At 66.2% G+C, this 14,703-nt stretch carries 15 protein-coding genes and 1 pseudogene; 1 reads left to right on the top strand and 15 read right to left on the bottom strand.

The annotated features are described in order from the left end of the window. Window positions 1-750: 750 nt before the first annotated feature. From ACFU5V_RS42505 to ACFU5V_RS42470, 8 genes are all read right to left on the bottom strand, one after another. Window positions 751-996, bottom strand: a complete 246-nt coding sequence (locus ACFU5V_RS42505) for a type II toxin-antitoxin system RelE/ParE family toxin (RefSeq protein ID WP_378707357.1) — start codon at window positions 994-996, stop codon at window positions 751-753. A 14-nt stretch (window positions 997-1,010) separates the two neighbouring features. Beyond that, window positions 1,011-1,283, bottom strand: coding sequence for a type II toxin-antitoxin system Phd/YefM family antitoxin (locus ACFU5V_RS42500; RefSeq protein WP_378707353.1), 273 nt, complete (start codon window positions 1,281-1,283; stop codon window positions 1,011-1,013). A 1,168-nt stretch (window positions 1,284-2,451) separates the two neighbouring features. After that, window positions 2,452-3,495, bottom strand: coding sequence for a DUF2637 domain-containing protein (locus ACFU5V_RS42495; RefSeq protein ID WP_378707351.1), 1,044 nt, complete (start codon window positions 3,493-3,495; stop codon window positions 2,452-2,454). Further along, window positions 3,492-3,890, bottom strand: coding sequence for a DUF3846 domain-containing protein (locus tag ACFU5V_RS42490; RefSeq protein ID WP_378707349.1), 399 nt, complete (start codon window positions 3,888-3,890; stop codon window positions 3,492-3,494). Before ACFU5V_RS42490 ends, ACFU5V_RS42495 begins: the two co-directional genes overlap by 4 nt. Window positions 3,891-3,986: 96 nt before the next feature. Continuing rightward, window positions 3,987-4,334 (bottom strand): hypothetical protein, encoded by a 348-nt coding sequence (locus tag ACFU5V_RS42485; protein WP_378707347.1) that lies wholly within the window; start codon window positions 4,332-4,334, stop codon window positions 3,987-3,989. A 4-nt stretch (window positions 4,335-4,338) separates the two neighbouring features. Continuing rightward, window positions 4,339-4,953, bottom strand: coding sequence for an AAA family ATPase (locus tag ACFU5V_RS42480; protein WP_378707355.1), 615 nt, complete (start codon window positions 4,951-4,953; stop codon window positions 4,339-4,341). A gap of 743 nt (window positions 4,954-5,696) precedes the next feature. After that, on the bottom strand, window positions 5,697-6,188 hold the full coding sequence (locus ACFU5V_RS42475; protein ID WP_378707345.1) for a hypothetical protein: 492 nt from the start codon (window positions 6,186-6,188) through the stop codon (window positions 5,697-5,699). After that, complete coding sequence (locus ACFU5V_RS42470; RefSeq protein ID WP_378707343.1) at window positions 6,185-6,538, bottom strand: WhiB family transcriptional regulator; 354 nt, start codon at window positions 6,536-6,538, stop codon at window positions 6,185-6,187. Before ACFU5V_RS42470 ends, ACFU5V_RS42475 begins: the two co-directional genes overlap by 4 nt. Window positions 6,539-6,603: 65 nt before the next feature. On the opposite strand from ACFU5V_RS42470, the gene ACFU5V_RS42465 reads away from it, so the two are divergent. Continuing rightward, window positions 6,604-6,816 carry a hypothetical protein gene (locus ACFU5V_RS42465; RefSeq protein ID WP_378707359.1) on the top strand — a complete coding sequence of 71 codons (213 nt, stop codon included), beginning with the start codon at window positions 6,604-6,606 and terminating at the stop codon, window positions 6,814-6,816. Window positions 6,817-6,843: 27 nt separating this feature from the next. On the opposite strand, the pseudogene ACFU5V_RS42460 reads toward ACFU5V_RS42465, so the two are convergent. From ACFU5V_RS42460 to ACFU5V_RS42430, 7 genes and pseudogenes are all read right to left on the bottom strand, one after another. Further along, window positions 6,844-7,089 (bottom strand): annotated as a pseudogene (locus tag ACFU5V_RS42460) (HNH endonuclease); the annotation flags it as partial. After that, window positions 7,076-7,675, bottom strand: coding sequence for a helix-turn-helix domain-containing protein (locus ACFU5V_RS42455; protein WP_378707341.1), 600 nt, complete (start codon window positions 7,673-7,675; stop codon window positions 7,076-7,078). The gene ACFU5V_RS42455 and the pseudogene ACFU5V_RS42460, both read right to left, overlap by 14 nt. Next, window positions 7,675-11,181, bottom strand: coding sequence for a hypothetical protein (locus tag ACFU5V_RS42450; RefSeq protein ID WP_378707339.1), 3,507 nt, complete (start codon window positions 11,179-11,181; stop codon window positions 7,675-7,677). Before ACFU5V_RS42450 ends, ACFU5V_RS42455 begins: the two co-directional genes overlap by 1 nt. A 231-nt stretch (window positions 11,182-11,412) precedes the next feature. Further along, a complete protein-coding gene (locus ACFU5V_RS42445) occupies window positions 11,413-12,171 on the bottom strand; it encodes a hypothetical protein (protein ID WP_378707337.1) in 759 nt (252 codons plus the stop codon). A 1,457-nt stretch (window positions 12,172-13,628) separates the two neighbouring features. Then, window positions 13,629-13,799, bottom strand: coding sequence for a hypothetical protein (locus ACFU5V_RS42440; RefSeq protein ID WP_378707335.1), 171 nt, complete (start codon window positions 13,797-13,799; stop codon window positions 13,629-13,631). Between the two features lie 73 nt (window positions 13,800-13,872). Beyond that, the gene (locus ACFU5V_RS42435) at window positions 13,873-14,103 is read right to left on the bottom strand and encodes a hypothetical protein (RefSeq protein WP_378707333.1); all 231 of its coding nucleotides are present in this window, start codon (window positions 14,101-14,103) and stop codon (window positions 13,873-13,875) included. Window positions 14,104-14,513: 410 nt separating this feature from the next. Beyond that, window positions 14,514-14,703 (bottom strand): hypothetical protein (locus ACFU5V_RS42430; RefSeq protein WP_378707331.1); only part of this gene is annotated, 190 nt, incomplete at its 5' end.

Raw genomic sequence — 14,703 nt, 5'->3', positions numbered from 1 at the left:
GCCTGCCCACGCCTTCGGCGCGGCCGGGGACCGGCCTTCGGCCGCTCTGAAAACCGTTGTGGTGCACGCATTTTCGGCCTTCGGCCTTCAATGCGTCATCGAAATGTTTTATCTACCAATAGTTTTCGATCGAATTGCGGAAAGTTATTGTTAATCAACACTTTTCGAGCGCACTCTCGAATGTTGTTGTCGTGCATCATTTTTCGATATAACACACCTTGATATTTGACATCTAGACACTTGTTCCGGTAAATTCTACAGAATCTCTGTGCCTAAATGATGGGTGCGCGCCTCTTTGAACGGCCCTCTATCCGAATGTCGTTGCAGTTAAATGCATCCCGGTATCGGAAGGGTCGAGCACGACACCGGATCGGTCAGCCGGGGCACCTCGGGCACGTATCCGGCAAAAAGACAGCCGGGACGAGCGGGGCGGTTCCGGGGCGCGGCCGGGACCGGCACCCGGCACACGTCGGGCACCTCGGCGCACGGCCAGCGAGAGCGCGGGCCGAGCACAGCGGCCGGGCGCACGTCGCGGCAGGGACGCGGGCCGAAGGACAGCAGCGACGGGCACCCGGCGCAACGTCACGAGCGTGACTCGGCCCCCGGCGGCAACGTCACGAGCGCGACTCGGCCCGGCGCAACCTCGGGCACCCCGGGGCCGGGGATCGGCCGCGTGCGGGCGGATCAGCGGCAGGCAGCGGGCACACGAAAACGCCCCCGACCAGTTCGGCCGGGGGCGCGGGGGTGCGTCTACCTGTACACGTCTCTCCTGTGTCCGACGTGTATGACGATCACGATCAGCTCACGGTCTCGCACCTCATAGATGATTCGATACGTCCCCACCCGCACACGATAGGTATTTGCGTAACCGACCATCGCTGTACAGCTCGGGGGGCGCGGATTGTCCGCCAGTATCTCTATCGCACCCTGGATGCGGCGCTGTTCCGTCCGTTGCAGTGACGCAATGGTTTTCGCAACCTTGCGCGGAATCTGCACGCTGTAGCGTTCACTCACCCGGCAAGTCCGAGGTCACGTTTCACGTCCTCCCACGGGATCAGATCGGGGTCAGGATCGGCCGCGTGCTCGGCAAGCGCTTTGTAATCTTCGGCGTCTTCCAGAGCGTCGAGCATGGTCTCGAACCGCTCAGGGGAGACGAGCACCGCAACGACTCGGCCACGGTTCACGAGCTGTATCGCTTGCGCGGTTTCCAGCTCGGCAATGGTCGCCGACAGATGGTCACGCGCGTGCGTAACCGATACTTCGGGCCTCTGTGCTGTAGTCATACGTCAATCGTACGCCGATCACGTACGTTGACGTACGCGCAAGATGTACGCAATGCCATACGCGCGGACACCTCGGATCGGGCCAGCCGGGCACACACGGCCACGGCCGGGACCGATCCCCGGCGCACCGCAGCACGCCGCACAGCGGCCAGCACGGGGGCCGAGGACAGCAGCAGACGAACACAGGACCAAGCACCACACGGCAGCCGCCCACCGACCGCACGCCGAGCACGCGGCGCGCCCGGTCGGCAGCGACGAGCACCGGACCGAGCACCGGCCCACCTCGGGCGCGAACACAGGACCGGCAGACAACGCCGCGACGGCCGTGCCCGTGCCCGCGCCGATTGTGTCTCCCCACAGTTTCGACCCGGCGCCGGCGACTGCCCGACCTGCCGTTTCACTCGGCCACCACTCGGCCCCGTTGTGTGACACCACAACGCCCCTCACGCGCCCCGAGGTCACCTCGGCCCCGTCGCCCTGGTCGCCGAGCTGCACGAGCGCCACGCGCCCCGGACACCACAACGCCCCCGGCCGCGTGACCGGGGGCGCATGGAATCGGGGGCGTCAGATGTACGGGAGCACGTCATCAGCAGTCAGCAGCACCACACGTGAACCGCCCTCGGGCGTCGGCTCTACCCACGATGCGAAGACAGGCGAGCGCCTGTCAGCGAACGCGCCAGCACGGCACGCCGCCATTCCCACACGCGGAATCCCGCAATGCTGGCGAGTCACCCTCGCACGCCGGAAAGGGAACCAACGCCGACCGGGGCGCGCGGCCCCGCCGTCCAGCCGCGCCCGCGTCTCGAAAGCGCACCCGTGCTCACCCATGGTCGATTACTCCGTCTCTTGCCACATTGCCGCCGATTGACTGACGGTCTGTGCCGTCGCGGGGCGCACGTCATCTGAACGTGTGCTGTGAACCTACATCTTTTGAGCGACAATCTCGAGCGCGCGGGCAGCGACGAATCCTCTACCGACAGTGCGCGTTCAACAGGACTCACACAGAACCAAGTGCAGATATTGAACCGGGGTCAGACACCTCACGCACAGTCACAGCACGGCGTCGGCCAACCACTCCCCCGAGGTCTGCCAGCACAGCACAGCCGCGTGCAGACACGAGAACGCCCCCGGCCGAATACCGACCGGGGGCGCTACATACGTGAGCGGGTCAGCTGCCCGTGGTGACCAGTTCGGGCACGTCCTCGGGCACCGAGCCGACCTCGGGCACGTCGGGCGCGGCCACGGCAGCGGCACGGGGCCGAGACGCGCGGCGAGTCCGTGGGGCAGGCTCAGCCGCCACGTCGGGCACGTTCGACACCTCGGGCACCTCGGGCACCGGCACGGACTCGGGCACCGGCATAGACGCACCAGCAGACGAGCGCGGACGACGAGCACGCGGCCGGGCCTCGGGCACCTCGGGGGCAGGCTCGGGCACGGCACCCGCACGCGGCCGAGCTGCACGACGAGCACGGGGGCGCGGAACCTCGGGCACGTCCTCGGCGACCGAGCCAACCTCGGCAGGCTCAGCCACGGCAGGCGCGGGAACCTCGGGAACGTCGGGCACCTCGGGGGCAGGCGCGGGAACCTCGGGAACGTCGGGCACCTCGGGGGCAGGCTCGGGCACGGCAGGCGCGGGAACCTCGGCCGACGCGGCAGGCTCGGGCACTCGGGCAGCGGCCGGGCGCACGTCGGCAACCTTGCCCCGACTCCACCACCGTTTCCGGCCGACCTCGGGCGCGCTGGCGGCGTCGGCAGGCTCGGCGTCGAACAGGTGAGAGAACAGGTCGGCCACCTGGTCATTACCGCGCTGTTCTCGTGCCCTACGTACCAACATCATGCTGAGATGCGTGGCGAGTAACAACGAGACGGGTGGGACGACGGCCACGGCAACGGCGATTGACGTATCCGTTTCGTGTGGCGACAGAACAGCGTGAAGCGCGTTGCCCACGATCGACGCAACGCTCGCCAGAATCAGCACCGACCACGCGTACAAGTGCGCCGCACCGACGAGCGCGCCAGCCGCAGCAGTGGACACCACCACGAGCCCGTCAACCACCAACGGTATGCCGTAGGCGCGCGCGCCCGTCGTGCCCGCCATTGCCGCCAGCTCTGCCAGCGCCTCGAAAGAAAGCCAGAACGAAATACCGGCGATGAGGACCGTTGCCGCCAGCGAGGGAATCAGCAGCGCGAACCAACGCGCGCCCGGCTTCACAGCTTCACCGCCAGTCGGCCGAGCAGGTCCAGCAGAGCACTCGTTACGTCGGTATCGCTGCCCGCATCATTCACGGGACCGACAAAGAACGCATTGCCGGTGAGATAGTCCCCCGGCAGCAAGTTCGCACCCGCACCGAGTAGCACGCGCTCGGCTACCGGATTCGGCGCGAGACCGGACAGCTTGCCCTCTTCATTCAGATACAGGGCACCGAACGGCGCGGGCAGCGTGACCCGCTCAATCCAGCCGCCCACGATTCCGCGGTACACCTCCCCCGAGCGCTGCACACTCTCGACTGTCGCCGTTCCATCCGTCGTGATCCGCACAATACGAATCTCACCGGCGCTTACCTTGCGGTGTATTACGTCCTCTTTGCCCTGGTCAGAGCTATGCATCTTCTCGCCTCTCGGTGTGTGAAGCCCCGGCCCCGGTCTCGGTTCGGGGATGCGGGGATGCTGTAAATACGGCAGTACGGCAATACGGCGGTACAGCTATACGGACCGGCGCTGCCTCTGCTCTTGCTGTTGACGCTTCACGATCTCGGCAAGCTCGATAGGCATCGTTTCGTCTTCCAGCGAGAACGTGAGCATTGCCCGAATGAGATCCGATCTCGCTATGCGCTTCGCACCCTTGCCCGCCGTTCGCACCCGCCGCGCGAGTAGATCAAAGTCGTCTACCTCAGCGGTCGTGAGAATGAGAGTCGTCTTTACCGTGTCGGGCTTCCCCTGGACAGCACTGCCCTGCTCGGTTTCCTTCTCCCGTTCCGGCTGGGTAGTGACTCGCTCGGATGCTGCCGCCGCGAGTGTTGAGCGAACCTCGCTCGGTCGCTTGTTTGCCATGCGCTTATGCCCTCACTGTTTCGGTGTCGTCGGCGAGTAGTTCCTCGAGCACGTCGTCATATGCGCCGAGGTTGTCGGGTGTCGAGGCAAACATGTGCGCGTAGGTCTCACGCAAGGGCACCACGGACTTCAACAGGGGGTATCCGAGGTCGGTCTCGAGCACGTCTCGCACGTCGTCGGCAGAGCGGGTGCCAAGCCTGACCATCGTCAGAAGAACGTTCATGAAGACGGGGGTCACCTGATCAACTTCGCTGGCGATATCGAGGGTTGCCCTCAGTTCCGCGACGTCGAGAGACCGAGGACCGCACGGCACGAGCAGTCGGCCGGTCGCCCCGAGGGCACCCGCGAGAACCGCTCGGTTGCTCGGGCCGGTGTCGACTATCACCGAGTCGTAATCGTCGGCGACAGCCCGAATGCGTCGGCCGAGGTCTCGGCCCGACCACGCGATAACCGTCACTTGCTCGGTAGGCCAGGACTCGGCGCGCTCACTCCATTTCAGACTGCTCTGCTGTTCGCCGTCGCTGTCGACCAGCAACACCCGGTGTCCGCGCCTTGCGAGGCCAAGGCTCAGACATACCGCACTAGTGGTCTTCCCGGTTCCGCCTTTAAGGCTGGACACTGTTAGTTTCACACCTCGGAACGTACCGTACTTACGGCATATAAGGCGGTAAGGACATACGGCAATACGGCAAACAATTTATACGGCTATACGGTAGATACGGCAGTACGGCAAACTTCGGAGTCAGCCCCAACACACCCGCGACGAGAACGCCTAGAACGGAAACCCCCAGCGCGTCGCGCCGGTATGTCATCGCAGGTCAACCCAGGTTTCAAGAACCAGATAGGGACGAGGCCGGGCGAGCAGATAGAGCCTCCCGAGGTACCACATTCGGGCAACCACGATGGCAACCCGATGACATACCCCGAAAGGTCTGCCACTTTCCCACACACGCGCCGCACCTCCACGCGCCGCACCTCCACGCGCCGCACCTCCACGCACGCGCGTCACAGGTGCGCCTGTCGCGTACGTCAGCACCGAGCGCACACCTACGCACACATCACACGAGCGCCAGCAGCTCGGCCCCTTCGCTCCGGTCGCCGAGGTCGGCCCCTTCGGTCAGCCGTCGCCACTCGGCCGCAACCGCCGGTTTGTCGGATAGTGACAGCCTCAGCAAGTCGTCGGCCGAACCGCGGGCAAGTCGCCGGCCGAACCGCCCGACGCTCTGACCTCACGTTTTCCATTCGGCCCTGCTCTGCCCCGTTGGGCGCGGTTCGGCGCTGTTGTGGAGTAGTGACAAACAACGACGAACGTCCCCGAGGTCGGCAACAGAGCACACACGCGCCGTCACCGACCTCGGCCGGTCACGCTGCCCGTGCTGTCGGTATCCGTGCCCGAGCCGCCCCGGCCGCGAGCAGCGTTTCCGCGAGCGTCCACACGTCGCCCTGGTCGCCGAGGTCTGCCAGCCCGACCGATTGCGCCGAGCAGACCAGCGGGGCCAGCGTCACCGGCAGCGCGGGGGAGCGGGTCACGCGGTGCGCGTGGAATTGCGCCGCCAACACCCCGAGGTCTCGGAGTGGATCCACAGCGACGAGCACACCGGCCGAGCGCACGAGCCGCGCCAGCGTCTCGGCTATCCCGATCCAGTCGGCCCGATCCCTCGGCGTCGATAGTCGCCCCGTGCCGTCCGACAACACGAGCGCCACCCGCCCGGCCGAGTGGTCGACGGTCAGTGCGGCCACCATGCGCCCGCACGCGGTCGGCCGCACGAGCCGAGACGCGCCGAGCACGTCGGCCAGCAACGCGCACGCGGCCGAGTCATCAGACCCGGCCGCGAGCCGATCAGCCGCACTCACGCGGCCCGCCCCGGCCATCTGCCGACCCGCCGACGCGACTGCCCATTGGGAACGTCCAACGCCCACAGCGCCCCGCCGAGCACACCGTCGACCCGGTTCGACTCGGCCCACGCCGAGCACGTCGCGAGCACCGGGCACACGGCGCACACGCGCTCGGCCCGCTCGTGTCGGGCGCGACGGCTTGCATGGTCCTCGTGCACCCCGTCGCCGAGGTCTATTCGGAAGTCGAACCATTGCGGGTCCACGCCCTCCGAGGTGCACGCCGCCCGATCCATCCACCGTTCGCGGCCCAGTTCCAGCGTGATCACCGTGCGGCCCCCGTCGTCGCTGTCGCCCCTCGGTAGTTCCATGCCCCTCGGTGCAGCACGAAACCGAGTGAGCGCATCTCGTCTCGGCTCGGCCGCTTGTCGGTCCAGTGCGTGAACAGCGGTTCCAAGTACAGCCCGAGCCAGGGCACCTCACCGGCCCCGGCCAGCTCGGACCATTCCCCGAGCTGGCGCAGAAATTCGGCCCGCACGCTGCCGGATACGCCGAGCGCGTGCCGCACCCGATCCCGCTCTATCCGGCGTTGCGCCAGCGGTACGCCCCCGCGATTCTGCGTGAATCCGCGAACGCCGTCGGCGTGTAGCTGTAGCAGCGACTTGCTGCCCTTGCTCAGATTGCATCCCTTGCACGCGGGGGCAAGGTTGCCCACCTCGTGCGTGCCCCCGTGCCGCAGTGGCCGAATGTGATCGGCACAGGTTGCCGGGGCAGCGCAGTACACGCACGCCGCCCCGGCCCCGAGGATTGCCGCCTGTGTCGGCCGGATAGACCACCGGCCGTTATCCACCTCACGGGCGCACTCTCGGCACCGTCCGCCCCGAATCGGGGGGCGCTCCCCGCACGTGTCACAGAAGCCCATCGTTGCCCCCGAGGTTCGTCGCGGTCAGCGAGATTCCGCCCAGACCCTCGGCGTCGGTGAGAATCGTCCGCCCGTGTTGCTGCATAGACAGCGCAATGTCGGTGAGCACCTGTGCCGGGTTGTCGTCGCCGATCGTTCGGAGCAGGTCAGCGGCCTTGATTCCGTGGTCATACATGCGGACCCGGCTGTCTGCCTCGGCCGGTCGGCCGTACTTGGATGCTTTCGCGAACGTCACCAGCAGCGAAACCGTCAGACCACGGTTCGCGGCCCGGCGCAATGCGTTCAGCAGGGGAGCGCCCGCGTGTGTCTGTGCGACGAACCCGCCGGGCGTTTCCTGGTACGTGTTGCGCTGGCGGGGCAGTGCCGAACGCTCTTCGCGCTGGACAGCCTTTACCGCTTCCGGCTTCGCCCGTGACCGGCCAACCTTGCGCAGCTCGGATTCAACGGTTCGGCCCGAGACTTCGCCACGTTCGACCTTGCCGACGTACGCACTCGATTTGCCGATCTTCTCGCCGATTTCCTTGCGCGAGAATCCGCGCTCTTTCAGTCGGCCGATCCACTCGGACGGGGAGAATTTGCGCGCCATTACTTGCTGCCTTCGCTACGTCGTGCCAAGTCGAAAAGATCATGTTCAGTCGCGGGAACGGGCAGCGGTCCCGCAAGCTGCCCCTTGACCCGCAAGCGGCCCTCGGCCCCGTCGTCGGCCCACTCGGGGTCACGCGTGAGATACACAGCGTCACCGTAGAATCCGAGCACCTGTTCACGGGGCAAGTGCAGCGCGCCAATCGGTGCCCAATCCGAGAGCGTGTCAGCGCGTTTCGCGCCCGGCTTCGGAGGCCACGACAACATGCGTACGCGTGACTCGGCCCAGATCTTCCCGGCCCACTCGGGGCGCTGCCACTTCTCGTCACCGGCCTTGCGTGCCACGGTCTCGGTGATCTTGAACAGGCCACCGCCCACCGGCTCGGCGTCGAGCACGTTCGCGGGAATCTCAGCCGCCGTTACCCGCCGCGTCTGTTCACGCGCGGCACCTGTGTTGAATGAACCGATCGCGTGCAGCAGCATGTCACGCACGGCACCGGCAGCGAGCTTGCGCACGCGGTCGGGAACCTGAACGTCGGCCGCAATGTCGGTGCGGATCGCCACCAGCGCGTCACGCCACGCTTTCAGCGGATCGGCGTTCGGGGTGTCGAGCAACAGCGACTCTTTGAACTCGACTCGCCAGCCGTTCTGCAGAGCGAGCTTTACCTCGGCCGTTTCCGCCCACGTCTCCCACGTGCTGCCAGGGGTAGACGGCCAGATCAGACCATCGTCGGTCACTGCCGACAACAGCCCGACGTGCGCCCAGTTGTCGGGCACGGTGAAACGGATATTCCAGATGCCCCGCGAGTAGGGCTGAAACTCTCCCCGGTATTCCAGCGACCCCGGTCCGGTGCCCACGTTGCGGGTCAGCGCCGCGAACATGAAACGCCCGTCCAGGTACGCGAACCCCGGCAGCTCGGCCGCGCTGTCGAGCGCTGTCACCTCGCGTCGGTGCTGGGTCATGTGCGACCGGTACAGCTCACGGTGCTCGGCCGAGAGTGAGGGCACCGGCTCGGCCGACGTGTAGCGCATCGGTAGTTTCGATTCGAGCAGTACCCGGCCGGTCGTGGTCGGTGAACTCAGCAGCGCTGCACCCTTGCCGAATCGGCCGCGCAGACGTGCCGTCACGATGCCGAGCGCGTCCCGTGCATCGTTCGCCGAGTAGGGATCGGTTTCGGACTGTTCGCCCAGCCACTCGGCCGTTCGACGGATTTCGATCTTCCGGCCGGTCGCACGGTGCCGGTACAGGTACAGCGGGTAGGGCATCCCCTCGAATGCGCCGAGGTCGTCGTATTCCTCGGCCATGCCAGCGGTGCACCACTTGCGGTGCGAATCGGGGGAGCCGCCCACGTAGTGCCCGACGAGCGAGATACGTTCGACGCCCTCGGGCAGTGCCGCAATGACTTTCAGCAGGCTTGCGCGCTTGGCTACCGTCTTGCGGTTCCCCGTGTCGAGAGCGACGACACCGGCCCCGAGGTCGACATACGCCGTCACTCGTGCCGTGTAGTGCATCGGCTTGCGGTACAGCCCGCCAGCGCCCACCGTGCGACGAGCGGCCGACTCTGACAGCGCTTCCGTGCCCGTGCGCTTTTTCTGGGTGCGAGGCAGCTCGGACGAGTCGATTACGTCGCCCCGCGCGAGGGCACGCTCGAACGCCCCCGGCTCGGTCGGCGCTGCCGAGGTCGGCTCGGTCGGCGCTGCCGAGGTCGGCTCGGTCGGCGCTGCCGAGGTCGGCTCGGTCGGCGCTGCCGAGGTCGGCTCGGTCGGCGTCGGTGCGTCGCCCTGGTCGCCGCGCTCGTCGTGGCACTCGCACGAGCACGCCACCGCGAGAGGTGCGCTCTTGGCACGGTTGCGCTGGCACTCTCTGTGCCCACGGTCGCCAAGGTGGCGGCATTGGTGCGACAGAGCGCTAGCGGTCGACGTTGCGGCCGGGGTCACGGTGTCTACGTCGTCCGTTCCGGTGCGCACTGCCACCTGTTCAGGCGCGGCCGGGGCGCTCGTGTGCGGTGCGTGCGTGCCGCGATTGATCGGCACGACAGTGCCCGTGGTCGGTGCGGTTTCCTGTGCAGGCTTGCGCGCCAGCACCCACCCACGCGCCTTGTTCGTGCGCCGGTACGCGGCCGAGTATCCGGCCCGGTCCAGGGGAATCTCCATTTCCTTGATCCGCTTTGTGAGGTGCTGTGCGTTCGCGGGCCAGCCCATCGGGGTACGTGCGAACGGATCGGCTTCCTTGCGCTGTTTTTCCAGCTCAGAGAGCAATTCAGTAGGCGAGTAGGTGCGCGACTTTCCAGCCTGCCCGTCGATCAGCGCCATAACGCACGCGGTCAGCGCGTCACCCGTCGCCGACTCGGCCTGTCGTGATGCCTGTTCCTGCATGAATTGCGGGAAAGCGCTTGTGCCGTACAGGGAATCCAACGATGCCAGCGTGTAGGAGAACGTGGACAGTCGCGAGGTGCGGATTTTCAGCTGTTGCATGTTCTTCTGTACCTGGTCGTATACGCCGAGAACGGAAACGGCCTGGTCGAACAGTCCGCCCAACACGTCGGCGTGCATTGCGTCGAACGCCGCCTTGACCTCGGCGCGGTCGCGGAAGACACCACCGGGGATCGGCTCAATCTCGACAGTGATCACGCGGTCCATAAAGTCCGGCTTCACTTTGCCGAGGTCAATTGACGCGAGGATCAGGCAGCCGCGTACCGGCGCGCGGTAGATACGTGCGGTCGTGTACAGCTCCCGGCGTGCGTAGATGCCGCCCGTTGCAATGACTGACATAGCGGTTTGCTGTTGCTTCGTCATGCTGTCGACGTTGTCGAACGGAATGAAGTACTGACTACTCGCCAACGCGTAGATTTCGGCCGGGTCTTCCGGCAGCGCGATAGGCATACTGTCGAACCCTTCGCCCTCAATCGGGTCCAGCAGATACGAAAGGATCGCCGACAGTGAGGTTTTCGCCGATCCGGCCTGTCCGACCAGCGAGATAATCGGATGGTCGGCCGAGCGCTGCATTGCCGTGTGCCAGTTGCACACGATCAACTGCCGCGATTCCTCGGGCACGTTCGCAATCTCCCAGATTCGGGAGAGGTCGCCGCCCGTGACAGCCCTCGGGAGCGGCCGGGCGTTCTCGCCACGGATGAACACCACATCGTCACCGGGATCGGTCGTGATCGACCATCCATCTTTCGTGATCACGTAGCACTCACCAGCGTCATTGCACATGTCGACCGCGATCACGCCCGGCCGAGGGTTGGCGATGCGTGACGCCGTGCGAACGGGGGGAACGGCCCGCGCCTCGTCGCGCAGAGACAGCAGCGCGTTATCCCGCTCGGTCCGGCTGAACTCTTCGCCGGTGACGTCGCGCAGATACAGCGCCAGGTCGGAAACGATCTCTTCGCTGTTCTCGGTCAGCCAGCGACTCACGCGCGGCCCCGACTTCGGGGTAACGAACACGCGGCCCTCTAGTGAGCGGCCGACCGTGTACCGATCGCGGGCCAGTTTGGCGAGTGCCTTCACACGGTCAGCGCTCGTCTTCGGCGGGGCCGAGCTGGACCGGGGCGCACGCTCACGCGTGTTCCGGCCCCCGGCCGACCTCACTGCCTGGGGCGTTTCCGCCCCGTCGCCGTCATTCGTCTTTGGTATCGTCATGCTCGTATCGCCCTCTCGGGTGGTCTCGGACGATTGCCCCCGCTGACTCGGCCAAAAGTGTTGCGGGGGCATTCGTATGTCTGGGATAAGTCGTGTCGTCTACATCGGTTCGTGTGCGTGTTCTCTGTGGCCGTACGCGGGTAGTGCGTACGGGGGTGCGTTCGGCTGACTCGGTGCGTCGGTGTAGTCCTGCCACGGCAGCGCCCGACTACGGCCTGAGCGCCCCTCTACGGGCAGCGATCGGCCACGGCCGAGCAATGTGACGAGCAGAGCGATTCGGGCCGCCACGCGAGCGAACACAGGCCCCGACGTGCGGCCCGTGTGTCGTGCGAGTCGTCCAAGTTGCTCGAGTACGTCGGAAAGCTGCGACGGCACGCCGTCCAGTGCCACCGGCCACGTCTTATCCGTCACCATTCGGCGCAGCAGCGCCCGACTGTGTGCGAGCAGTCGCCGACCGATCGGCGTACGTGCGACCGGGTGCGCTTCGAGGTCGGCCAGCGTGCGAGAGAACCCCGGCGCAAGGTCACGCACTAGCGCGGCACGGTGCGCCGACTCGGGTACAGAACCGGGCGCAACGTCGTGCTCCGGTCCGTGGTCACTCGGCGCGGTGTCGTCAGGTCCGAGCTGTGATGGAATCCCGTCCAGCGCCACCGGCCACCGGCCACCGCTCACCATTCCCAGCAGCGCCCGACCGCGCCCGACCAGTCGCCGACCGATCGGCGTACGTGCGACCGGGTGCGATCCAAGGACGGGCAGCGTGCGAGAGAACCCCGGCACGACACCGGGCGCAACGGCACCCGTGGTGTCGTCGTCTATGCCGACCGGCGCGCGGTCGACGACGCTGCCGAGGACAGTCACGACGCTTGCGCCTCCACTGCCTCAGACTCAGCCTCACTCGGCGCACCGTTCGGGTAAATCCCGTCCAGCAAGAGCTGACGGACGTATGCCGAGAGCGTGAGACCTCTCGCCTTCGCTCGGCTCCTCAGTACTGCCATGTCTCGCGGGGGGAGTGATGCGAACACCCTCGGCGACTCCCCGACTCCGTGCTGCCCGGTCAGTGTCGGTCTACCCATTGCGCCGCGCCCCTCTCGTGTCTCGGTGTCTTACATGCCTGTAATTCCTGCAACAGTAAGCGACTCGACGCCGCCCGCAAAGCATTCGAGGTCAGGGGCGTGTCGCTGTGCTTCGGGTCGATATTCTGCCCGTTTCGGGCGGTCGATAATTGCCGGTTTTCGTTCCTATAGACGTTTTTACAGAATGTTTTACCGCCATTCCATAGACTTTTTTTCGGCCATTCCATAGACGGTTGCACAGCTAGTCGAATAGCTATCGCAACAGACATTCGACAGAGCTTCTACCGACCGAGGTCGGCCCGCCAGGCTGCACCAGACACATACCGCGTGTCGCGAGGCCCACCCCCAACATTTCCGAATCACCCCCTGTAACCTGGGGATACACACCGAAAAGTAAGGTACCGCGCGAACATTCGCCGAGCGCGCACACCTTCCAGCCCGGTTACTGCCGAGACCGCACACCCCCGACCGAGAGACCTCACCATGACTACGCCACGCACAAAGAAAAAGAGAACTACGCGCGGGTCGCTACCCGAGTTCACACTCACCTGCAATAAGTGCTCCACAGCCTTTACAACAAAGGCGCGGGCCAGGATGACGGTTCGATGCAAGGCATGTGGGGCGGCGAAAAAGGTCCCTATGTCGCGCCCCGGTAATCCGATACAGCCATTGCCGGAACCCACCCCTGGATACGTTGCAAAAAAGCCGCGCAGGCAGCGGGCCGACGTAGCGCCAGAAACAGACGAGCAGTGGCAGCGCCAAGAGAACCGGGCAGCCCGTCAAGAGCTGCGCGAGCTGGGATGGTCCGAGCACGAGATACGCAAGGCACTGAAACGCCGCAAGGATGAACGAGCAGAGCCGACCGGGCCGACCCTCCTCGACATAGGCCAGCAGACCCTGGCACTACTCGGCGCGCCCACGAACCCGGCCGCGCTACTTCCCCCCAAACCTGCCGCCCGGCCCGCAGTCGCCACCACAGCCCCCACACGCCGCCCGTCAGCGGCACAGCGACCCGCCCCAGCTCGGCCCACCATCTGCCAGGCCGAGCACTGCGGACGGCCCGTCACCGCCGTCATCTATCAGACCTCGGGAAAGCGCCGCACGGTGCACGCGTGCTCGACCCACATCCCGAACGCCGCCGACTTGCTGCGCCGCGACGGGGTGCCCGTCCGTGGTGACCTCATCGCCAACATGAAACCGCGACCCCCTCGATGCAAGGCGGAGGGATGCCGAGACGCCGCCTCAAACGTCGTCGTCCAGACAGACGAAAGCGGGCAGGGCGAGACCGGCCACCGGCTCACCGTCTGCATTGCCCATGTCGACGCTGCCGCGCAGTACCTCGGCGCTCGCACTCACCGTGTCGAAAGCCTGCCCGTCGTGAACCCCCGCGTAGCCGTCCCGGCCTGAGAACACCTACCCCGAACACCACAACGCCCCCGGACGCCGCATCTGTGGCGAACCGGGGGCGCTTCTCTGTGGCCGACAGCTACGCGGCAGGACTGCGGGCAGGCACTCGGCGGCGCACGCGGACGGCGCGCACGAAATTGCCCGACCCATCCGGCACGAACCCCTTACGCCGCTGGCTCTTCACGATCCGCGCCCACACTTCCGCGTACCCACTATCCGGGCCGTGCAACTCCGCGAGGTCCCGCAACTCGCCTGTCCCGATCAACACACGTTCCGGCTCGAACGTCCCCCACAGGTTGTTCGACATCATCTTTCATCCTCGCGTTTCACCCCCCAATGCATTGGTTACTAACGGTCACACATAACGTATCCCGGCCCACCGACGAAAAGCCCGGCACACGACGGACACCCACACCACAACGCCGAGCCGCACACCATCACGAGAACACCGGAAACGTCGGGCTGCCGCGACTGTGGAATCCTCTCCGCTGCGCTCCGCCGATCCCACAGCCTTGCCGATGAAAAACCGCCTACCGGACTCACCCACGACTCACCGACACCCACCACCGACCCAGCACCACCGCACCCACCGCGCATCCCGGCAACCTCGGAACGACATTCGACAGAGACCATTCAAAATCTGCGGATCAATCTGCACAGAGCGAAAGGCCGAGAGCACGCCGATTGTGCTTCCCCACAGTTTCGACCCGGCGCCGGCGACTACCCGACCTGCCGTTTCACCTCGGCACCCTTGTGTGACACCACAACGCCCCGCACGCGCCCCGAGGTCGGCCCGCCGAGCTGCACGAGCGCCACGCGCCCCGAGGTCGGCCCGCCGAGCTGCACGAGCGCCACGCGCCCCGAGGTCGGCCCGCCGAGCTGCACGAGCGCCACGCGCCCCGAGGTCGAC

The organism is Rhodococcus sp. NPDC057529, from assembly GCF_042802055.1.
Classification (GTDB): Bacteria; Actinomycetota; Actinomycetes; order Mycobacteriales; family Mycobacteriaceae; genus Rhodococcus_F.
Note: the sequence above shows the minus strand (reverse complement) of the source record. Positions and strands in the feature narration are given on the sequence as shown.

Bases quoted from the DNA above. Each gene is read 5' to 3' on its own strand.
- ACFU5V_RS42490 (WP_378707349.1), bottom strand. From the start codon at position 3,890: ATGCATAGCTCTGACCAGGGCAAAGAGGACGTAATACACCGCAAGGTA.
- ACFU5V_RS42435 (WP_378707333.1), bottom strand. From the start codon at position 14,103: ATGATGTCGAACAACCTGTGGGGGACGTTCGAGCCGGAACGTGTGTTG.
- ACFU5V_RS42485 (WP_378707347.1), bottom strand. From the start codon at position 4,334: ATGGCAAACAAGCGACCGAGCGAGGTTCGCTCAACACTCGCGGCGGCA.
- ACFU5V_RS42470 (WP_378707343.1), bottom strand. From the start codon at position 6,538: ATGGAACTACCGAGGGGCGACAGCGACGACGGGGGCCGCACGGTGATC.
- ACFU5V_RS42455 (WP_378707341.1), bottom strand. From the start codon at position 7,675: ATGGCGCGCAAATTCTCCCCGTCCGAGTGGATCGGCCGACTGAAAGAG.
- ACFU5V_RS42500 (WP_378707353.1), bottom strand. From the start codon at position 1,283: ATGACTACAGCACAGAGGCCCGAAGTATCGGTTACGCACGCGCGTGAC.